We start from the raw sequence: 18,344 nt of genomic DNA, 5'->3' as shown, positions 1-18,344 counted from the left end.
CGGGCCCGGCCATGAGCGCGTACCGCACCGGCACCCCCCTCGACCGCCGTCGCTTCCTCACCACCGCCGCCCTCCATGGCGCCACCGTCGTCGGGGCGACCGCCCTGGGCGCGGTGGACGCCGACGCCGCCTTCGCCGCGCCCATACGCCCCCTGGACCCGGCGGTCGCCGAGAGCGCCTTCGCCGAGGGGCGGATCACCGCGATCAACGACGACGTCCTGGCGGTCGCGGGCTCCTACGGCGACCACTCCCGGGTGCGGGTCACGGGCGCCACCAGCGTCTGGAAGGCCCGGGCCACCACCGCGGCCGACATCGAGACCGGCGACGGACTCTACGCCCGCGGCGTCCCGCTGCCCGACGGCACCCTCGCCGCCGACGCGGTGTGGGTCAACATCGTGAACCTCGACGCCACCATCCGCGGTATCGAGAAGACCCGGCTGCACCTCGCCCACGGGCACCACGAGATCGTCGGCAACCTCATGGCGGAGACCACCAGCGCCGCGTACGGCACCGCCTCGCCCACCGCCGATCTGTCCCGGCTCACCATCGGGCAGAGCGCCCAGGTGCTCGGCGCGTGGCGGCCGTCCGACGGCTCCGTGGACCTCGTCCGGGTCACGGTCGCCCCCGGCGCGGGGAGGCGGCGGTGAGCGCCCTGGTCTGTGCCCTCGCCCCGCTGGTGCTCGCCGGGGTGCTGGGGCCGGCCGGTGCGGGCAAGCTGTTCGGCCGGGGCACCGCCCGGCAGGCGTCCCGTACCGCGCTCGCGCGGCTGCTGCGCGACGGCGGCCGGGCCGCGCTCGCCCTCCGTACCCTCGGCGCGGTCGAACTCCTCCTCGCCGCCGCGCTGCTGGCCCCGCCCGTCACCCCGCTCCCGGGAGCGGCGGCCGCCCTCCTCGGCGCGGGCTTCCTCGGCTACCTCGGCTACGCCCGCGCCGCCGCGCCAGGCTCCTCCTGCGGCTGTACGGCACGGCCGGACACCCCCCTCACCTGGCGCTCCTTCGCCCGCGCCGCCGCGGTCCTCGCGGGCGGGGCCGCGGCGGCCCTGGCCCAGCAGCCCTGGTGGGCCGCGGCGGCCCGCCGTCCGGCCGCGGCGCTGTGCCTGGTCCTGGCCGCGGCGGCGGCCCTGACGGCCCTCTCCGCCGATCCCGACCGCCGCTGGCGGATGCCGCTGCGCCGGCTGCGGCTGCGGATCACCGGCCATCCGCTCGCCGCGACCGGAGGGCGGACGGCGGTCCCGGTCGCCGCGACCGTCGAACTGCTGGAGCGCTCGCGCGCCTGGCAGAGCGTCTCCCGTGTGGTGCGCTCCGCGCTGCTGGACCACTGGGACGACGGCGGCTGGCGCATCCTCCAGTTCGCCGGGGTGTACGGGGGCGGCCCGGCCGCGAGGCCCGTGCTGGTGCTCTTCGCGGTGGACGCCGGGGCCAGCCTCGACACGGTGCGCGAGCCCGCCGTCCGGGTCAGCGTCATCGACGCGGACAGCGGGGCCCCGGTCATGGCCACGGCGTGAAGCCCGCCGAGCGGGCACCGACGGACACCCGGACACCGCACAGGTGTTCCGGGGGGACGCCCGGCGGAGCTCCCGGCGGAACGTCACCACCCCGAGTAGCCTGGACGGCACTGCCCAGGTCGAGCCGGTGGCGCGAGTAGGGGAGTGGGTATGTCCGAGAATCGGTCCGCGTCCGGCTCCTCCCGAGGGCCCAGGTCCTGGCCCTGGTGGCGGCGGCTGGAGGACGCGTTCGACCGGTCCGCGATCGGACGCGGATGGCGCCGGGGCAGCGAATTCGAGCTGCTGCACCGCGCGATGGGCTTCGCCGCCCTGGGCTTTCTCACCCTGGTGCCGCTGCTGATCGTGGTCGCCGCGGCCGATCCGGTGAACCGGCTCGGCTTCGCCCAGTGGCTGGCCGAGGGCCTCGGGCTCACCTCGACCTCACGGGACGAGGTGCAGCGGCTGTTCGCCCCGCCCAAGCAGGCGCTGGAGTCCACCACCGCCTTCGGTCTGGCCACGCTGGCCATCTTCGGACTGCGCTTCGGCACGGTGCTCCAGGTCGGCTACGAGAAGGTGTGGGAGTTGCCGGCCGGCCGCTGGCACACCGTCTGGCGCCATCTGGTGTGGCTCGTGGTGCTGATCTGCTATCTGCTGCTCTCCGCCCATCTGGCCCCCGGCTTCTCCCGGGTACTGGTGGCGGTGCTGGGCACGGTGCTGTTCTTCTGGTGGTCGCAGTATCTGCTGCTCGGCGGACGGATCAGCTGGGGCGCCCTGCTGCCCGGCGCGCTGGCCACCAGCATCGGGCTGCTGGGGCTGCGGGTCTTCTCCCAGCTGGTGTTCTCCCCTCTGATCGCCTCCAGCACGGTCTCCTACGGCCCGGTCGGCACCGTCCTGGTCGTCCAGTCCTGGCTGGTCGGCGTCGGCTACGTGGTCTTCGGCGGTGCGCTCGTCGGGCGGGTGCTGCACGAGGACTATCTGCGGATGGTGGCCTGGCGCCGCAAGCGGCGCCGCGACCGGGCCAAGGCGGCCGAACCGCCGGAGTGACGCCCCGGCCCGCACGCTCCTCCCCGGGACGGCCACCTGGTCAGGAGCTGCGCCAGGTGACGAGGGCGTCCAGCGCCTCGACGGTGGCGCCCGCCACCCCACAGTGGATTGGCCTCGAGGGACTCCAGGTCCTCCGCCACCGCGAGGGCGAGGTCCTCGATCCGCGCCACGGCGTCCGCGACCGCGTCGAGGTCGGCGCAGGAGGCGACCGAGGGCCGGCCGTGCACCTCGACACCGCTCGACACCGCGCCGGTTGACCAGGTGGAGGCGGCGGTGACGGCGGCCGCCCCCGGCGTGCCGGACTTGTGGCGGCGGGTCAGGAGCCGAGGGCGGCGGCCGGCGCGTTCAAGTGGCGCACCGCGCGGTGCTGGGCCAGCGCGGCGTCGCCCGCCACGATCGCGTCCGCGATCGCCTCGTGCGTCCGGTGGACCTCCTCGGCCTGCTTCGACGACTCCACCCTGCGGGCCGCCTTCTTGTCGAACGTCGCGGTGGCGCCGAGGAAGTCGGCCGCGCTCAGCTGCGTCAGCACATTGATGAGGCCTCGTCGATGTTCTCGGACGCGCCGCGGACCGCCGCCACCTCGAGGGCGGTGCGCGCCTCGAACAGCGCCTGCGGGCCGACCTTGCGGTAGCGCAGATGGACCGCTGTCGCGTGGACCATGGCGTCCGGATCGGGCTCGGCCACGACCAGGCCGCCGCCCGGACCGCGGCGCACGTACGGACGGGTACAGGTCCCGCTCGGCCCCGGGGCGCGGTCACTCCGCTCCGATCATGGCCACGACCGTGCCGGAGGCCACCTGCTCGCCGGCAGGTGCTCTGGTCCGCTACGGCCTGACCCCCGAAACGCCGTCGCCCCGGGCCGGGGGCGCCTGGCATGCTGGCGGTGTGAACGGACCCGAGATCCACGTCAGCCTCGCTCCTGAGCTGCGCTTCTTCGCCGTCCCCGAGCGGCGCCGCCCCTGGACGGCCGTCGTCACCGACGGCGTCTCCACCCTCGGCCATGTGGTCGAGTCGCTCGGGGTGCCGCTCACCGAGGTGGGAAGGGTGCTGGTGAACGGCGAGGAGGCCGCCGTCTCGCGGGTGCCGGGCGCGGGGGAGACCGTGGAGGTCCAGCCGGTCGTCCGCCCCCAGCGGGTCCCGGGCGCGCCGCTGCGCTTCCTGCTCGATGTGCACCTGGGCACCCTCGCGCGGCGGCTGCGGCTGCTGGGCGTGGACGCCGCGTACGAGAGCGAGGACATCGGCGATCCCGAGCTGGCCGCGCGCTCCGCCGCCCAGCGCCGGGTGCTGCTCTCCCGCGACCGGGGGCTGCTGCGCCGTCGCGAGCTGTGGGCCGGGGCGTACGTCTACAGCGACCGCCCCGATGAGCAGCTGCGCGACGTCCTCGGCCGGTTCACCCCGAGCCTGGCACCCTGGACCCGCTGCACCGCCTGCAACGGGCCACTGGAGGACGCCGACAAGGAGACGGTCCGGGAGCGGCTCCAGCGCGGCACCCGGCGCACCTACGACGTCTTCGCGCGCTGCACGGTCTGTGAGCGGGTCTACTGGCGCGGCGCCCACCACGCCCGTCTGGAGGCCATCGTGGCCGGGGCGATGGGCGAGTTCGGCGACGCGCGGGCCGCGCTGTCCTGAGCGCCGGGCCGTGCGCCGCGCCGCCGAGCGGCGCCAACGGCCGCGGCGGGGGAGCACACTGGAAATCGTGTCCGCCCGCCTGACGCCGCACCGTGACGCCCCTCAGGACACCTCGACGTAGACTCAGGACACCTCGTCCTGGAGGGCCTCCGGAAGCGTGGTGTGGAACGCCGGATGGGCGTGCAGCCGCCGCACATAGGCGCGCAGCCGCCCATGGCGGGAGACCCGGTCGGCCGCGTCGGCGTCCAGGAGGGGCCGGTGCTCGGTGTCGAGTTGGACCAGGGCCACCCACAGGTCCACATCGGCGGCGGTCAGCTCCTCGCCCAGGGCGTACGGCGCGGCCGTCAGCCCGCGGTCGAGCCGGCCGAGGGCGGTCAGCAGCCGCTCCAGCGCCGCGTCCCGGCACTCCGCCTCGGCAGCCGTCCCGGCCTGCCGGGCGGCGTGGGTGATGTCCGCGTCGAGCAGGTCCCGGAGGGCGTCGATGTCCGTGGCGAGGGCCGCCGGGCGCAGCCGGGGGCGTCCGGTCCCGCTGTCGTCGCTGAGATGGCCGGCGAGGTCGCGCAGGATGTCGGGCGTGTGATTGCTGACGACACGTCCGGTCCAGCCGTCGCACAGCGCGGGCGCGTCCACCGGTCCGCTGTAGCGGTGCCAGGTGGCCTCGTAGGCCCCGCGCAGCGCGGCGTACGCCTCGGGGGTGTCCTCCGGGAGCCCGACGAGGGTGGTGGCCACGGTGTCCCGCAGCCCGAGCAGATCGAGGGTGATGGAGACGCGCAGTGAGAGCGGACAGCTCGCGGAGAGGTAGAGCCGATAGCGATGCGGCACCGGATAGAAGCCACCGGCGAGGTCGACGCCGATGCGGCTGCGGAAGCGGTGCGGAGGCGCGGGCGGGGCGATCCGGGGGCGGGGCGAGCAGGGGTCGGGGTCGAGAAGAGCGGCAGGACCTGAACTGACCGGAAACGTCTCGGACATGGCTCTCCAAGGCAGTGGCGGAAGCCCCGGCCACCGCCGGTCGAGGGCGGCGCCGGTGGCACGACGGAGGGGAAGCCCGCGCGGGGCACCCGCCGGGGCGGGGCCGGGACACACCCGACCCCGGCGCGCGGGGCCGCGCTCGGTGACCGTGTCGACTCGGGCCGACTCAGAGAGCTGGACTGGAGGCGCTACAGATGCGCAGCAGATCGATATGCAGCCGTCTGGTCAGGAGGCGGAGCCGGCGGAGCGGGGACAACGGACGGGAACGCCGGCGGACGCCGTCCCCGTGGCTGTCGGTCCTGGGCATCTCCACCGATCCCATCATCGGGGGCTCGCGAGGCAGCGAGACCGCGCTTGTCCCGTCCACGCCGACGGAACCTGGTCGTCACCCGGGGGCACCCCGTCGCGGGAGAAGGGTTGCCTGTCAACGAGCCGGGGCCGATGACCCACCTGAGCGGGGGTTCCGCACGGTGGGCGCTGACAATCGTGACCGTCCCTGACAGTGTCGTCGCGCTCCGCGAGGGCGTCAACCCATGCCGAAGCGGCCAACACCGGCCGACCGTACGGCGGATGTACGGCGCCGTGGCACAACGGGCTCAGAGGTGGTGCGAACGGCTCAGCGGAACGGCCGGTCCGCGCCGCCGGTGTCCCGCTCGATGAGGACCATGGCCGCGTCGTCCGTCAGCCGTCCCTCGGTGTGCCGGACCAGGGCGTGGCGCAGCCCGTCCAGGTACTCGGACGGGGTGGCGCAGTCCAGCGTCTCCATGGCCCGCTGCAGCGGAAAGAACTCGTCGTAGTCGTTGCGGGCCTCGATCACCCCGTCGGTGTGCAGCAACAGCCGGTCACCGGGCAGGAACGGAAAGGTCTCGACGCCGATCGCGGGAGGGCCGAGGAACTCCTCGAGGCCCAGCGGCGGCAGCGGGCGCGCCGGGTCCAGGGAGCGCACCTCGCCCTCGTGCATCACCAGGGGCGGCGGATGGCCGCGGTTGATCAGCCGCACCAGCGAATCGTCCGTCACCACCTGGGCGAGGAGCACGGTGACGAACTGCTCCTCGAGCTCCCGCGGATCCTGTAGCTGGGAGCGGTCCAGCAGCTCGTCCTCGCGCGCCAGCGCGGCCGCACAGCGGTGCATCACCTCGGCGAGGTCCTGCTCGTAGTGCACCGCCTCCCGGAAGGCGCCCACGACGGCCGCGGCGGACCGCACCGCGGCCAGCCCCTTTCCCCGCACATCGCCGACGATCAGCCGCACTCCGTAGCGGGTGCACATCGCCTCGTAGAGGTCCCCGCCGATCTGCGCACCGCGCTCGGCCGCCAGATAGACGCTGGCGGTGTTCACCACGCCCATCCGGGCGGGCAGCGGCCGCAGCACCACGTTCTGGGACACCTCGGCGATCCGGCGGACATGGGCCAGCTCGCGGTCCCGGCGCACCCGCACCGCGCAGGTCGCCACGCTCGCCACCGCCACCACCAGCAGGGCCAGCAGATTGGTGTACAGCTGCGGGGTGCCCCAGGCGTCGTTGTGGATGGCGGTGATCGCGCTGACCACGCCCGCCAGGACCGCCACCCCGCCGGTGCCGACCGGCCCCATGGTCACCGCCGCCAGCGCCGGCGCCGGGGAGAGCAGGGGGCCGGTGTAGAGGGTGTGCGCGGGGGAGAGCTCGATGCCGAGTACCGCCGCCAGGACCAGGAACGGCAGACACCGTGTGATCGCGAACAGCGTCTGGCTGCGACCGCTCACCCCCTGGGCGGCGCGAATGAATCGCATGATGAGGTACTTTATCCGATGAAGACCCCCGAACGGGGGCGCTCTCCGCAACGCGCGACGGAAGCCCCGGGCGTAGCCTGACGCTATGCCCGAGCTTCCGGACGTCGAGGGGTTCCGGCGGACGCTCGCCTCCTGCGCCCAGGGCCGCCGCGTCGAGCGGGCGGAGGTGGCCGATCCGGGGGTGCTGCACGGGGTGACCGCGCAGCGGCTGAAGCGCGACCTCAAGGGCCGCCGCTTCGCGGCACCGCGCCGCCACGGCAAGTGGCTGATCGCCCCCACCGACGGGCCCACGGTCGTGCTCCACTTCGGCATGACCGGGCGGCTGGTCTGCGGGGCGGACTCCGAACCGGCCGGCCGGTTCCAGCGCGTGGCCTTCGACCTCGACGACGGCCACCGCCTCGGCTACGAGGACCAGCGCAAACTCAAGGGCATCTGGCTCGCCGCCACCGACGACGACATCGACCGGATCATCGGCGACCAGGGCCCGGACGCGCTCTCGCTGAGCCGGGCCGAGCTGGACCGGCTGCTGGAGGGGCGGCGCGGACGCGTCAAGGCCACCCTGACCGACCAGGCCGTGATCGCCGGACTCGGCAATCTGCTCGGCGACGAGATCCTGTGGCACGCCCGGATCCATCCGCGGCGGCCGGTGAACGCGCTGACCGACGGCGAGCGCGATCGGCTGCACACCGCGCTGCGCGAGGTGCTGCGCGCCTCGGTACGGGCGGAGCGGGTACCGGACGACCCGGACTGGCTCACCGGGCGGCGTGACGATCCGGATCCGCACTGCCCCCGCTGCGGCAATCCGCTGCGCCGTGGCCGGATCTCCGGGCGGACCAGCCTGTGGTGCCCCCACTGCCAGCGGGAGGACGCCTGACGGCCGACCGGGCCGGCCGCGCCCCCGCGGCCCGCCCGCCCGCCCCTCCCGCCGTGGCCGGTGGTCAGGAGATGTAGGCCGTGTAGGACATCACATCGCCCGCCTTCACCCGGTACTCGGGATCGTCCTGGGTGAACGTCTCCTCGATGTCCAGCACCCTGCCGTCGTCCGGGTCGAGGGCGATCAGATAACGGCTCCCGGGGGTGCCGGTGAACCGGAATCCCTGTCCCTCCCGGCCGAGCCGGTCGGTGACCTTGCCCGCCGGGCGGAGCCCCTCGATCCCGGAGAGCAGCGTGACGATGTCCGCCCGCTGGCGCGGTCCCGGGATCCACACCGTGCGGAAGGCTCCGATGGCCGAGAGCAGCTCTTCCGGGTCGCGGTCGGCGCCCGGGGACCAGACGGCGAGATACTCGCGCAGCGCGGAGGCACCGGCCGGGGGGTCCTCGAAGTAGCTCTGGTTGGCGCCGTTGATACCCGGTGGATAGTGCGCCTCGCTCAGCACCTTGCCGTCGTGGACCGTACGCGGCGGGGGACCGTCCTCGATCACCGGGCGGCCCGGATGGCGCGGATCGGTGGCCACCTCCAGTGTGGAACCGCTGCCGTCCGCGTTCCAGCGGGTCAGCCACTCCCGGGGCAGTGTCACCGCGTCCTCGCCCGACTTCATGCTCAGCGCCCAGCTCTGGTAGTGGCTGCCCCGCTCGCTCTTCCCCGGGGACTCCTCGGCCGCCGCCCGCGCCCGCCGGACGATCTCGGCGAGCGATACGTCCGCCCGGGAGGCATGCGCCACCAGCGGCAGCGGCCTGGGCGCGGCTACGGCGGGGGAGGAGCCGGTGCCCGAGACGGTCAGTGCCAGGGCGACGACCGTCGCGGCCGCCGCGGCGCCCAGGCTCCAGATCGCGCGCCGCCGGACGGTACGGCGCCGCCGGTCCCGGGACGGCAGCCGCCCCAGCAGCAGCTCGGCCCGCGCGTCCAGCGGCCGGTCCCGCCAGGGGCCGGTGTCGGCGGACACGGGGTTGGCCTCGCGAAGCAGATCCAGTTCGTCGGTCATGCCTGTCCATCCTTGTCGGCCCTGTCAGCGCTCTGGGCCCTGTCGCCCTTGCCGCTCGTGCACCCCAGCGAGATCCGGTCGTCCCGGCGCAGGGTCTCTATCTGCTCCCGCAGCCGCAGCCGCGCCCGGTGCAGCCGCATCGCCGCGGCGGACCGGCCGCACCCCAGCACGGTGCCGAGCTCCTCGACGGTCAGCTCCTCCCACGCCGTCAGCCGCAGCACCTCCTGGTCGGCCTCGGCGAGCCGGGACAGCGCCTCCAGCACCCAGGAGCCCGGCCGCTCCGCGTCCGGGCTCGCCACGGTGCGACCGCCGCGCGTCACCTCGTGGTGGCCCAGTTTGAGCAGCAGTCTGCGGTAACGGCCCTTGCCGCGCACGGTGTTGGCCAGACAGTGCCGGGCCACTCCGTACAGCCACGGCAGCGGTGACGCGGGCAGTTCGGCCCGGCGCCGCCAGGCCACCGCGAAGACCTCGGCGACCACTTCCTCGACGTCCCATGCCTGGTCGTCCAGCCGCCGTGCCACAAAACGGCTGACCGCCCAGTAATGCTCACGGTAGGCGGCGTCGAAGGCGTCGTCGGTGCTCATGATCCGAAGGTGTCCGGCACACCGCAGATCATCACACCTCGCGGCGGGCAATTCTGACCGGCCACCGGAGTGATGATTTACGGGGTGCCGGACACCTAGCGGTCATGAGGAACAACACCGTTGTCGCGGCGGCGCCGGCCGCCCCGCCGTCGCGCCGCCCCGGGCCGGGGGCCACGGCCGTGAAATGGCTGACCACCACCGATCACAAGACGATCGGCACGCTCTACCTGATCACCTCGTTCGCCTTCTTCTGCATCGGCGGGGTGATGGCGCTGCTGATGCGCGCCGAGCTGGCCCGTCCGGGTACGCAGATCATGTCGAACGAGCAGTTCAACCAGGCGTTCACCATGCATGGCACGATCATGCTGCTGATGTTCGCCACCCCGCTGTTCGCGGGGTTCGCCAACTGGATCATGCCGTTGCAGATCGGTGCGCCCGATGTGGCGTTCCCGCGGCTGAACATGCTGGCGTACTGGCTGTATCTCTTCGGCTCGCTGATCGCGGTGGGCGGGTTCCTGACCCCGCAGGGCGCGGCCGACTTCGGCTGGTTCGCCTACTCCCCGCTGTCGGACGCGGTCCGCTCACCGGGCGTCGGCGCCGACATGTGGATCATGGGTCTGGCCCTCTCCGGCTTCGGCACCATCCTCGGCTCGGTCAACTTCATCACCACGATCATCTGCATGCGCGCCCCCGGCATGACGATGTTCCGCATGCCCATCTTCACCTGGAACGTGCTGCTGACCGGGGTGCTGGTGCTGCTGGCCTTTCCGGTGCTCGCGGCGGCGCTCTTCGCCCTGGAGGCGGACCGTCAATTCGGGGCGCACGTCTTCGACGCGGCCAACGGCGGGGCGCTGCTCTGGCAGCACCTCTTCTGGTTCTTCGGCCATCCGGAGGTCTATATCATCGCGCTGCCGTTCTTCGGCATCATCTCCGAGGTCATTCCGGTGTTCTCCCGGAAGCCGATGTTCGGCTATATCTCGCTCATCGCGGCGACGATTTCCATCGCGGGCCTTTCGGTCACCGTCTGGGCGCACCACATGTATGTCACCGGCGGTGTGCTGCTGCCGTTCTTCTCCTTCATGACGTTCCTGATCGCCGTGCCCACCGGTATCAAGTTCTTCAACTGGATCGGCACGATGTGGAAGGGGTCACTGAGCTTCGAGACCCCGATGCTCTGGGCGGTCGGCTTCCTCATCACCTTCGTCTTCGGCGGTCTGACCGGGGTGATCCTGGCGTCGCCGCCGATGGACTTCCACGTCTCGGACACCTACTTCGTGGTCGCCCACTTCCACTACGTCATCTTCGGCACCGTGGTCTTCGCCATGTTCGCGGGATTCCACTTCTGGTGGCCCAAGTTCACCGGCAAGATGCTGGACGAACGACTGGGAAAGATCACTTTCTGGACCCTCTTCCTGGGCTTCCACGGCACGTTCCTGGTGCAGCACTGGCTGGGCGCCGAGGGAATGCTCCGCAGAATTCCCGACTACCTGGCGGCCGACGGCTTCACCACCCTGAACACCATCTCGACCATCAGCTCCTTCGTCCTCGGCCTGTCGTTCCTGCCGTTCCTCTACAACGTCTGGAAGACTGCCAAGTACGGCGAGAAGGTCGTCACCGACGATCCCTGGGGCTATGGACGTTCGCTGGAATGGGCGACCTCCTGCCCGCCGCCGCGCCATAACTTCGTCAGCCTGCCGAAGATCCGTTCCGAATCCCCCGCGTTCGATCTGCACCATCCCGATGTCGGCCAGAAGGAGAGTGTGGCGTGAGTATGGCCAGAGCCGCCGAGCCCCCCGGTATCGCCGCCGGAATCAACCAGATCGAGGGCTACCTGCTGCTACAGGGCGAGCGGGACGCGGCCCGGGAGCGGGCCCGCCGCCTCACCGGCCGGCTCGACTGGCTGACCTCCGCCCAGCGGGCGGAGGTCGAGCGGGTCTACGTCCAGGACCAGCTGGCCGTCACCGAGCAGACCCTGCGCACGGTGGTGCGGCGCTGCGAGGAGCTGCGGGCGGAGTACCAGGAGGTCTACCGCACGCTGCGCCGCCGGCTGCTGCTGACCTGCCTGCTCGGGGCCGCGGCCCTCGCCGGTGGCCTCGGCGCCGCCCTCACGGTGCGATAGGCGCCGTCTCGGCCGGGAGCGGAACCGCCCCCGACCCGGGGCCGAAGTCGAACCAGGCCGGGGGTGCGTCGCCCAGCGCCCGGCCGGTGTAGTCGCTCCAGAGGTCGGCGACCCGCTGGACACGGGCGTTCCGCAAGGGGATCTGCTTCCGCTTCTTGGCGTCCTCGCCGAAGAGGGCGACCGCGGTGACCAGGTCCGGGGTGTAACCGACGTACCAGGCGGCCCTCTTGTCGTCGGAGACCCCGCCCTTGCCCGCCGAGGGCCGTTTGACGGCGCGTACCGCGCTCGCCCCGCCGTCCTCGATGAGGCTCCGGGTGATCAGCTGGGCGGCCGCGGGGGCGATCGCCTGGTCGCCCACCGCCTTCGGCGGCCCGGCCGTCTTGCCGCCGCGCCGGGCGGACTTCACGATGCTCGGGGTGACCCGCTTGCCCTCGTGGTCGAACGAGGCGTAGACACCGGCCATCCTCAGCGGGCTCGAGCCCATCAGCCCCAGCCCGACCGACTCCTTGGTGGCGAAGCCGTCGCCGTCGGTGTCCATGCCCAGCGCCCCGGCGGTGCGCTTGACCTCCGGCAGTCCGTCTGCGGTGGCCCCGTCCCGCATCTTGGCGTCCAGGGACGCGGCGGTGGTGACCGGTTCGAAGACGGCGCCCACCTGGTAGTCGCCGCGGGCCGCGTTGGACAGATAGTGCCGGGTGTAGTCCCGGCCGCCGTAGAGCGCGACGATCCGCCCGTTCCTCGGGTCCACCGATACCGCGCCGCCCTGGGTGGCGGCCGCGTCCGCGCGGGCCCGCTCGCCCTTGGCGGAGCCGTCGAGCCCCTGGTGCATCGTCTCCTCCAGCGCCCGCTGTTTGGCCGGATCGACGTTGAGGGTGATGGTCCAGCCGCCCGCGGCGAGTTCCTGTTCGCTGACGCCGGAGGCGATCAGCTCATTGCGGGCCGCGTCCACGAGATACCCGGCCTGGCCGCCGAGACCGGGGGCGGGCTCGGGGGCCACCGGCACGGGGAAGCGCATCCGCTTCCGCTCCGCGGGGTCCAGCCAGTGCATGTCGACCATGTTGTCCAGGACGTAGTTCCAGCGCCGGGTGACCAGGCGCTTCGCCTTGGGGCTCGCGACGGCCCAGTCGTACTGGCTCGGGGCCTGCACCAGCGCCGCGAGGTAGGCGCCCTGCTCGACGGTGAGGTCGTCCACGTCCTTGTCGTAGTACGCGCGGGCGGCGGCCTGGACGCCGTAGGCGACGCGGCCGAAGTAGCTGGTGTTCAGATACCCCGCGAGGATGTCCTCCTTGGAGTTGCGCTGATCGACCTTGAGGGAGATCACCAGCTCCTTGATCTTGCGGGTGGCGGTCTGCTCCTGGCTCAGGTAGTAGTTCTTGACGTACTGCTGGGTGATGGTCGAGCCGCCCTGAGTGCCCTTGCCCGTCACGGTGTTGACCAGCCCCCGCAGGATGCCCGTCGGGTCCACGCCCGAGTCCTTGTAGAAGGACTTGTTCTCGGCCGCCACGAACGCGTGCTGGACACCCGTGGGCACCCGGTCGAGGGTGACCATCTCGCGGTTGATCTCGCCGGTGCGGGCGAGGATCGTGCCGTCGCTGAACTTGTAGACGTTGCTCTGCGCCTTCGCCTGGGCGTTGGCCTTGGGGATGTCGATCGAGTAGTAGAGCACCGTGAACGCCCCGATCAGCAGGGCGCACAGGGCGGCCACATAGGCGAGCAGCTTCCGCCAGGTGAAGAACCGCCGGATGCCGGTCCGCTTCCGCCTCCCGCTTCCTCTCGCTCCGCGCCGTCGGCCCGGGGGTCTGGTGTCCCGCGGCGTCTGCTCCGAGTCCGGTGTGAACCGTACGCGTAGTGCCGTCAGGGGACCTGCCATGCCGATTGCTCCTCCGTCGATCCCGGCCGCGAGGTTTCGCGCGGGTCGGCGCCATCCTCCTCAGCGAAGATCTTCGGAACCGCAACGGACGGTCTCGGCGGGGGCTCGGCCGGGTCTCGACTTCCGCTCGACGATGTATCAGCCGTGTATCGGTCCCGGCTCCGGCGATTCGGGCCGCTCGGGCAGGCGCAGCGTGGCGACCGCGCCACCGTCCGGTGCGTTGCCGAACTCCAGCGTGGCGCCGATGACCTGAGCCTGACCGACCGCGATGGTCAGCCCGAGACCATGGCCCCGGCCCCGCTCCCGGACCCCGGTGCGGAACCGCTGCGGGCCCTTCTCCAGCAGATCGTCCGGAAAGCCGGTGCCGTGGTCGCGGACCGTCACGGTCCGGCCGTCCGCCGCCACCGTCACCTCGACCGGTTCGCGGCCGTGACGATGGGCGTTGACCACGAGATTGGCGACGATACGGGTCAGCCGACGGGGATCCGTCCACACCTTCGGGCCGTCCGCGGCGTCCCGCTGTCCGGTGTCCTCGAGCTCCTCCCGCTCGCTGTTCTCCTTCCCGCTGTCCTCCGCCGCGCCGGTCCGCAGCCGCGCCGACAGCCCGGTGCCCGCGATGGCCTCCTCGAGCACCGGCCCCAGGGGGCAGGGGGACAGATCGGCCTCCTCCGCCCCCGCGTCCAGCCGGGAGATCTCCAGCAGCTCCTCGACCAGCGTGCTCAGCACCCGCACCCGGTCCCGCACATACCCGGCCGCCTCGCCCGGCGGGAGCAGCTCGGCGGCGGTGACCAGACCCATCAGCGGAGTGCGCAGCTCATGCGCCACATCGGCGGTGAACCGCTGCTCGTCGAGCAGCCGCTCCTGGAGCGCGGCGGCCATCGAGTCCACGGCCCCGGAGATCTCGGCGATCTCGTCGTGCGGGCGGGTGGCGGGGGAGATCCGGGCGTCCAGGTCCCCGGCCGCGATCCGCCGCGCGGTGGCCGCTGCCAGCCGCAGCCGCCGGCTCATCCGCTCGGCGGTCAGCACACCCAGCGGCAGCACCACGGCGGTGGTCATCAGCCCGGCCAGGATGATGTTGGCGTCCAGCGCGCCGATGTCGCGCATCGCGGTGCTCATGTCCAGGCGTACGGACAGGACTTGGTCATCGGCGGGCCGGGCCGCCCACATCGCGGGTCCGCCCGGGCCGGTGGTGAACTCGGTGCCCTGATGGCCCTTGTCCACCAGGCGCCGCAGATCCGCGGGGAGCCCGGGCGCGTCCAGCACCGCGCCGGAGCCCTGGACGCCGCCGGTGCGGGCGTAGATGACCGCGGCGCGGTCGAGTGTGGTCCGCGCCCCGTCGCGCGCCTGGGACAGTTCGCGGTCCCGCGAGGCGTAGTGCACCAGGATGCCCACCGCGGCCGCGGCGGCACACGTCGCCGCCGCCACCAGGGCGACGATCCGCCATCTCAGCGCCATCGTCAGCGCCGCAGCTTGTAGCCGAAGCCGCGGACCGTCTCGATCCGTTCGGCGCCTATCTTGGCCCGCAGCCGCTGCACATGGAGGTCGACCACGCGGGTGTCACCCTGCCACGCGTGGTCCCAGACCCGGCTGAGCAGCGTACGGCGCTCCAGGACCACACCCGGCGAGCCGGCGAACTCCAGCAGCAGCCGCAGTTCGGTGGGGGTCAGGGCCAGCGGCTCTCCCGCGCGGCGCACCTCCATACCGCGGGTGTCGATGGTGAGATCGCCGAAGGCGAGGGTGTCGGAATCGGCCGTGCCGTCCGATCCCGGAGCCCCGGCGCGCGGGGCGCGGGCCACGGGGGTGAAGGAGGCGCGGCGCAGCAGCGAGCGGATACGGGCCACCAGGACCGCGCTCTCGCACGGCTTGACCACATAGTCGTCGGCGCCTGCCTCGAGACCGGAGACCACGTCCAGGGAGTCACCGCGCGCGGACATCATCAGGATCGGCGCCAGGCTGAACTCGCGGACCCTGCGGCACAGTCCGATGCCGTCCAGCTCGGGCAGCATCACATCCAGCAGCAGCAGATCGGGCTGTTCCTCCCGGAAGATCTCCAGCCCGGTGAGGCCGTCGCCCGCGGTGGACACGGTGAAGCCGTACCGCTCCAGGGCCATCCGCACCGTATTGCGGATCACCTCGTCGTCCTCGACGAGCAGCAGATGCGCCTCGGTCGGGGAGCCCGGGCCGGGCGGGGTGAAGGCGGTGGTCATCGCGTCGTCCTCGTCTCCGTACGGGTACCCGTGTCCGCCGCTGTGCTGGTGCTGCTCGGCAGGGCCTCCGGTGCGGCGCCGGGGACGGCGGTCAGGTCGGTGCCGCCCTCCTCCGGAGCCGGGGGCCGGGTGGCCGCGCCGCCCTCCGGAACAGGGGGCCGGGTGGCCGTGCCGTCCTCGGGTGTCACGGCCGCCATGACGGTGCCGTTCCAGCGGAAGCGGGTGGTGACCCGGCCGTCCCCGCCGATCGCGGAGATCAGCAGATCGCGGCCGAAGGTTTCGCCGGTGAGCCCGTGCGGGCCCCAGTAGATCAGCACGGGGCGGACCGTGCGGCCCGAGGCGGTGTAGACCTGGAGCAGCGTCCGCTCGAACGTCGGCAGATCGACCGCCACCACCAGTTCGTCCCGGCCGTCGCCGGTCAGATCCCGGCGGGCGGTCTCCCGCAGCGGGCAGTGGCTGCCGTCGGGGCACAGCGAGACCTCCTTCTGCACCACCGCGGGCACATTGGGGTCGTGGAGCAGCAGGTTCTTCGCGGACAGGGCGGCCAGTCCGCCCGAGGGCACCTTGATCTTGTCCACCGGCAGATAGCGGGCGAAGTCGGGCTTGTCCTGGGGCGTGGCCACGGTCGGCGGGGTGTACCGGGGCCATAGCGGAACCGCGCTGGCCGGTGCCGAGAGCGAGGACGCAGCGCCGTCGTCCCGCACCCCCGCCTGGGCCGCGCACCCCGCGGCGGTCAGCACGGCGGTGCACGCGGCCACCACGGCGGGCAGGAGGCCGCGGGGGGGCCTGGGGCGGGGGCGTCGCGCGGTGCGCGATCCGGTGGGGAGTGAACGCATGGCCGTCTCAGCCTACTGAGCGACGGAGGCGTGCCACGCGGGACCCGTGAGGTACCGGCCGGGTGGCGGGAATGATGAGGTACCGGCCGGGCCGTGGGAATCGTGGCGTACCGGCCGGGCCGCCGAAGACGACAGGCCCGGGGCGGTGCGCCCCGGGCCTGTTCGGTGTGACGCGGCGTCACATGGTTTGCGTTACTTGATGAATTCCGGGCGAACACGGGCCGGCCAGGTGCCGACGGTCAGCATGCCGGCCGCGTAGGCACGCGAGACCAATGCCGCCCGGTTGGGGGCCTTCATCTTCCGCAACATGGATCCCACGTGGTATTCGACGCCCTGTCTGCTGAGATAGAGCTTGGCGGCCATCTGCACGGTCGACGCTCCGGTGGCCACGCCCTCGAGTATCCGGGCCTCCAGTGGCGACAGCAACTTCTGGCTGGTGGTGGTTGGTTCCTCCTCGGGTCGTTCGTCATCCGGTTTGACCATCACGACGATGGCCGCGAGTCGGTCGGACCGGCCCTGGATGGCCGTGCCGGTCAGCTTTCCCGAGAACACCCGGCCCCGTGAGTGGTAGCCGAGGACGCGCTCGGTGAAGCGGGTGCGCCGCCCGTCGTGCAGTCGCGAGAAGTGTTCCCGCAGGACGGAGGGGGAGCTGGGGTGCAGCAGGTCGAACAGGCTGCGGCCGCACAACTCGGCGGACGAGGCGCCGAAGTGTCGGAAGAAGTCCTCGTCCCCGGCCACCACATGGAGGTCGGGGGCGAGGGTGGCCATTCCGGTGGCGTGCCGCGAGGCGGCGGACACTGCCTGTCCGGGCACTCGAGGGGCACTCTGAGCGCTGTGGGGGAGGGCCAAGAGGAGTCACCGCTTTCGGTCGGTTCGTGACGGAGTGGTCAGTCCGTCTCGGGTGAACCCCCAGGTGACGGAGGGTCGGCGCATCGCGGCCACGCAATGCGCCGGACCCCAGGGGGAATTCAGTAACGGGTGTTAGGCCCGCTTCCTGGTGTATACCAACGCTACGGTGACTGTGGGGTGCCCGTTTCCAACAGAGTTCTGCCCGTTTCATGACCGCTTTGCGGACGAAATCGATCCGGCGCGAAGCCGCTGGTCGAAACGTTACGCCGCGGCCTTGGCGGATCTACGCGTTTGCGAACGGCTCCCGGAACGGGTGCTCCTCGAGCTCGAGCGGCCGGTCGTGCGACCCGCCGTGCGACCCTGGCCGCGGTCTGCGCCGCGCTGCTCGGACGGCTCGGCCATGATGCCGCCCTTGCGCAGCACCGCGTAACCGACCCCGATGCCGAGGGCCACCGGCCATTCGATGATCTCCACGGCGCCCAGCGCGCCGAGCCCCACGTACAGCGGGAGTCCGCCCTTGGCGGGCAGCACCCGGCGGGCCACCTCGATCGGCTTCATCGCCACCTTCGCCGCACCACCGGTCGCGCGGGTGGTGGCGTGGCCGACCGTCCCGAGGGTCTCCTTCGTGGCGTGGCCCACGGTGTCGAGGGTGTCCCTGGTGGCATGGCCGACGGTGTCGAACCCCTCCTTCGTGGCGTGACCCATGGCGTCGAACGTGGGCACCGTGACGGTCAGGCGGCGCCTGCCGTCGCTGCGCGATGTCTCCATGGGGCCCTTGGCGGCCTTCGCCGTCCGCTGCCGCTGTGTGGTCTTCGACGGCCTGGTGGCCTTCGTCGTCCTCTTGGCCTGCGATGGCTTCGAGGTGGCCGACGTGGTCTGGGACTTCGTCGTCGACTTGCCGCCGCGCGCCGGTGATGCCGTCTTCTTCGCGGCGGTCGAGGAACTGCGCTTGCGTGAAGTAGCGGGAGTGCTCACTGGTCTCACGTCCACACGGTGATGACGGATGGAATCTTCTTCCCTTTTCAGGGTAATAGGGATGAACCGGGCAGGCTGCCCGGAGAGCGGAGGTCC

General features: G+C 72.4%; 21 protein-coding genes and 1 riboswitch. Of the genes, 9 read left to right on the top strand and 12 right to left on the bottom strand.

The genetic code is table 11. From position 1 onward, the window contains the following. The first annotated feature begins 11 nt into the window (after positions 1 to 11). The 4 genes from KHP12_RS08885 (at position 12) to KHP12_RS08870 (ending at position 2,784) form a co-directional block, all read left to right on the top strand. Positions 12 to 647 carry a cell wall protein gene (locus KHP12_RS08885; protein ID WP_086881174.1) on the top strand — a complete coding sequence of 212 codons (636 nt, stop codon included), beginning with the start codon at positions 12 to 14 and terminating at the stop codon, positions 645 to 647. Then, positions 644 to 1,504 carry a MauE/DoxX family redox-associated membrane protein gene (locus KHP12_RS08880; protein ID WP_086881175.1) on the top strand — a complete coding sequence of 287 codons (861 nt, stop codon included), beginning with the start codon at positions 644 to 646 and terminating at the stop codon, positions 1,502 to 1,504. The genes KHP12_RS08885 and KHP12_RS08880 overlap by 4 nt, the downstream gene beginning before the upstream one ends. A 150-nt stretch (positions 1,505 to 1,654) precedes the next feature. Further along, positions 1,655 to 2,527: a YhjD/YihY/BrkB family envelope integrity protein gene (locus KHP12_RS08875; RefSeq protein WP_086881176.1), complete on the top strand. Its 873-nt coding sequence runs from the start codon at positions 1,655 to 1,657 to the stop codon at positions 2,525 to 2,527. A 56-nt stretch (positions 2,528 to 2,583) separates the two neighbouring features. Then, a complete protein-coding gene (locus KHP12_RS08870) occupies positions 2,584 to 2,784 on the top strand; it encodes a hypothetical protein (protein WP_167442445.1) in 201 nt (66 codons plus the stop codon). Between the two features lie 59 nt (positions 2,785 to 2,843). Here KHP12_RS08870 and KHP12_RS08865 read toward each other — a convergent pair whose 3' ends face one another. Both KHP12_RS08865 and KHP12_RS08860 read right to left on the bottom strand, forming a co-directional pair. Beyond that, on the bottom strand, positions 2,844 to 3,056 hold the full coding sequence (locus KHP12_RS08865) for an FCD domain-containing protein (RefSeq protein ID WP_086881177.1): 213 nt from the start codon (positions 3,054 to 3,056) through the stop codon (positions 2,844 to 2,846). Then, positions 3,050 to 3,241 carry a hypothetical protein gene (locus KHP12_RS08860; RefSeq protein ID WP_211832430.1) on the bottom strand — a complete coding sequence of 64 codons (192 nt, stop codon included), beginning with the start codon at positions 3,239 to 3,241 and terminating at the stop codon, positions 3,050 to 3,052. Before KHP12_RS08860 ends, KHP12_RS08865 begins: the two co-directional genes overlap by 7 nt. Before the next feature lie 170 nt (positions 3,242 to 3,411). Between KHP12_RS08860 and KHP12_RS08855 the strand changes: the two genes are divergently transcribed. After that, positions 3,412 to 4,155 carry a Mut7-C RNAse domain-containing protein gene (locus tag KHP12_RS08855; RefSeq protein WP_211834823.1) on the top strand — a complete coding sequence of 248 codons (744 nt, stop codon included), beginning with the start codon at positions 3,412 to 3,414 and terminating at the stop codon, positions 4,153 to 4,155. A gap of 123 nt (positions 4,156 to 4,278) precedes the next feature. Here KHP12_RS08855 and KHP12_RS08850 read toward each other — a convergent pair whose 3' ends face one another. Both KHP12_RS08850 and KHP12_RS08845 read right to left on the bottom strand, forming a co-directional pair. After that, the gene (locus tag KHP12_RS08850; protein WP_051572909.1) at positions 4,279 to 5,124 is read right to left on the bottom strand and encodes a glutathione S-transferase C-terminal domain-containing protein; all 846 of its coding nucleotides are present in this window, start codon (positions 5,122 to 5,124) and stop codon (positions 4,279 to 4,281) included. A gap of 345 nt (positions 5,125 to 5,469) precedes the next feature. Next, positions 5,470 to 5,616: riboswitch (SAM riboswitch) on the bottom strand. Positions 5,617 to 5,740: 124 nt separating this feature from the next. Next, the gene (locus KHP12_RS08845) at positions 5,741 to 6,889 is read right to left on the bottom strand and encodes a PP2C family protein-serine/threonine phosphatase (RefSeq protein WP_210608758.1); all 1,149 of its coding nucleotides are present in this window, start codon (positions 6,887 to 6,889) and stop codon (positions 5,741 to 5,743) included. 85 nt (positions 6,890 to 6,974) lie between these two features. Here KHP12_RS08845 and KHP12_RS08840 point away from each other — a divergent pair, with 85 nt between their 5' ends. Then, the gene (locus KHP12_RS08840; RefSeq protein ID WP_086886534.1) at positions 6,975 to 7,763 is read left to right on the top strand and encodes an Fpg/Nei family DNA glycosylase; all 789 of its coding nucleotides are present in this window, start codon (positions 6,975 to 6,977) and stop codon (positions 7,761 to 7,763) included. Between the two features lie 64 nt (positions 7,764 to 7,827). Here the strand turns inward: KHP12_RS08840 and KHP12_RS08835 are convergent, their stop codons facing one another. Then, a complete protein-coding gene (locus KHP12_RS08835) occupies positions 7,828 to 8,811 on the bottom strand; it encodes a CU044_5270 family protein (protein ID WP_211832427.1) in 984 nt (327 codons plus the stop codon). After that, a complete protein-coding gene (locus KHP12_RS08830) occupies positions 8,808 to 9,395 on the bottom strand; it encodes an RNA polymerase sigma factor (protein ID WP_086881415.1) in 588 nt (195 codons plus the stop codon). The genes KHP12_RS08835 and KHP12_RS08830 overlap by 4 nt, the downstream gene beginning before the upstream one ends. A 104-nt stretch (positions 9,396 to 9,499) precedes the next feature. Between KHP12_RS08830 and ctaD the strand changes: the two genes are divergently transcribed. Next, positions 9,500 to 11,164 carry an aa3-type cytochrome oxidase subunit I gene (gene ctaD, locus KHP12_RS08825; protein WP_086881414.1) on the top strand — a complete coding sequence of 555 codons (1,665 nt, stop codon included), beginning with the start codon at positions 9,500 to 9,502 and terminating at the stop codon, positions 11,162 to 11,164. Positions 11,165 to 11,166: 2 nt separating this feature from the next. Continuing rightward, positions 11,167 to 11,514: a hypothetical protein gene (locus KHP12_RS08820; protein WP_199334891.1), complete on the top strand. Its 348-nt coding sequence runs from the start codon at positions 11,167 to 11,169 to the stop codon at positions 11,512 to 11,514. Here the strand turns inward: KHP12_RS08820 and KHP12_RS08815 are convergent. From KHP12_RS08815 to KHP12_RS08790, 6 genes are all read right to left on the bottom strand, one after another. Further along, entirely contained in the window at positions 11,501 to 13,381 is a 1,881-nt protein-coding gene (locus tag KHP12_RS08815; protein ID WP_211832424.1) for a transglycosylase domain-containing protein, read from the bottom strand. The two genes, KHP12_RS08820 and KHP12_RS08815, sit on opposite strands and share 14 nt — an antisense overlap. A 138-nt stretch (positions 13,382 to 13,519) precedes the next feature. Continuing rightward, positions 13,520 to 14,836: a sensor histidine kinase gene (locus KHP12_RS08810; RefSeq protein ID WP_086881411.1), complete on the bottom strand. Its 1,317-nt coding sequence runs from the start codon at positions 14,834 to 14,836 to the stop codon at positions 13,520 to 13,522. Positions 14,837 to 14,838: 2 nt separating this feature from the next. Beyond that, on the bottom strand, positions 14,839 to 15,588 hold the full coding sequence (gene cseB / locus KHP12_RS08805) for a two-component system response regulator CseB (protein ID WP_210608757.1): 750 nt from the start codon (positions 15,586 to 15,588) through the stop codon (positions 14,839 to 14,841). Then, entirely contained in the window at positions 15,585 to 16,424 is an 840-nt protein-coding gene (locus KHP12_RS08800; protein ID WP_211832421.1) for a hypothetical protein, read from the bottom strand. The genes cseB and KHP12_RS08800 overlap by 4 nt, the downstream gene beginning before the upstream one ends. 192 nt (positions 16,425 to 16,616) lie before the next feature. Then, positions 16,617 to 17,237, bottom strand: a complete 621-nt coding sequence (locus KHP12_RS08795) for a LuxR C-terminal-related transcriptional regulator (RefSeq protein ID WP_244203510.1) — start codon at positions 17,235 to 17,237, stop codon at positions 16,617 to 16,619. A gap of 297 nt (positions 17,238 to 17,534) precedes the next feature. Next, positions 17,535 to 17,978 (bottom strand): hypothetical protein, encoded by a 444-nt coding sequence (locus KHP12_RS08790; RefSeq protein WP_143678526.1) that lies wholly within the window; start codon positions 17,976 to 17,978, stop codon positions 17,535 to 17,537. Between KHP12_RS08790 and KHP12_RS08785 the strand changes: the two genes are divergently transcribed. Then, positions 17,977 to 18,270 (top strand): hypothetical protein, encoded by a 294-nt coding sequence (locus KHP12_RS08785; protein WP_143678525.1) that lies wholly within the window; start codon positions 17,977 to 17,979, stop codon positions 18,268 to 18,270. The genes KHP12_RS08790 and KHP12_RS08785 overlap by 2 nt on opposite strands. The last annotated feature ends 74 nt before the right edge of the window (positions 18,271 to 18,344 follow it).

Origin of the sequence: Streptomyces asiaticus, from assembly GCF_018138715.1 — a bacterium.
In the GTDB taxonomy this organism is placed as follows: domain Bacteria; phylum Actinomycetota; class Actinomycetes; order Streptomycetales; family Streptomycetaceae; genus Streptomyces; species Streptomyces asiaticus.
The sequence above is the reverse complement of the archived record's forward strand: the minus strand, read 5'-3'. Positions and strand labels throughout refer to the sequence as shown.

Coding starts and splice junctions, on each gene's coding strand:
- KHP12_RS08885 (WP_086881174.1), top strand. CDS start 12: ATGAGCGCGTACCGCACCGGCACCCCCCTCGACCGCCGTCGCTTCCTC.
- KHP12_RS08875 (WP_086881176.1), top strand. CDS start 1,655: ATGTCCGAGAATCGGTCCGCGTCCGGCTCCTCCCGAGGGCCCAGGTCC.
- KHP12_RS08850 (WP_051572909.1), bottom strand. CDS start 5,124: ATGTCCGAGACGTTTCCGGTCAGTTCAGGTCCTGCCGCTCTTCTCGAC.
- KHP12_RS08845 (WP_210608758.1), bottom strand. CDS start 6,889: ATGCGATTCATTCGCGCCGCCCAGGGGGTGAGCGGTCGCAGCCAGACG.
- KHP12_RS08840 (WP_086886534.1), top strand. CDS start 6,975: ATGCCCGAGCTTCCGGACGTCGAGGGGTTCCGGCGGACGCTCGCCTCC.
- KHP12_RS08835 (WP_211832427.1), bottom strand. CDS start 8,811: ATGACCGACGAACTGGATCTGCTTCGCGAGGCCAACCCCGTGTCCGCC.
- KHP12_RS08830 (WP_086881415.1), bottom strand. CDS start 9,395: ATGAGCACCGACGACGCCTTCGACGCCGCCTACCGTGAGCATTACTGG.
- ctaD (WP_086881414.1), top strand. CDS start 9,500: ATGAGGAACAACACCGTTGTCGCGGCGGCGCCGGCCGCCCCGCCGTCG.
- KHP12_RS08820 (WP_199334891.1), top strand. CDS start 11,167: ATGGCCAGAGCCGCCGAGCCCCCCGGTATCGCCGCCGGAATCAACCAG.
- KHP12_RS08815 (WP_211832424.1), bottom strand. CDS start 13,381: ATGGCAGGTCCCCTGACGGCACTACGCGTACGGTTCACACCGGACTCG.
- KHP12_RS08810 (WP_086881411.1), bottom strand. CDS start 14,836: ATGGCGCTGAGATGGCGGATCGTCGCCCTGGTGGCGGCGGCGACGTGT.
- cseB (WP_210608757.1), bottom strand. CDS start 15,588: ATGACCACCGCCTTCACCCCGCCCGGCCCGGGCTCCCCGACCGAGGCG.
- KHP12_RS08800 (WP_211832421.1), bottom strand. CDS start 16,424: ATGCGTTCACTCCCCACCGGATCGCGCACCGCGCGACGCCCCCGCCCC.
- KHP12_RS08785 (WP_143678525.1), top strand. CDS start 17,977: ATGGCGTCGAACGTGGGCACCGTGACGGTCAGGCGGCGCCTGCCGTCG.
- KHP12_RS08790 (WP_143678526.1), bottom strand. CDS start 17,978: ATGGGTCACGCCACGAAGGAGGGGTTCGACACCGTCGGCCATGCCACC.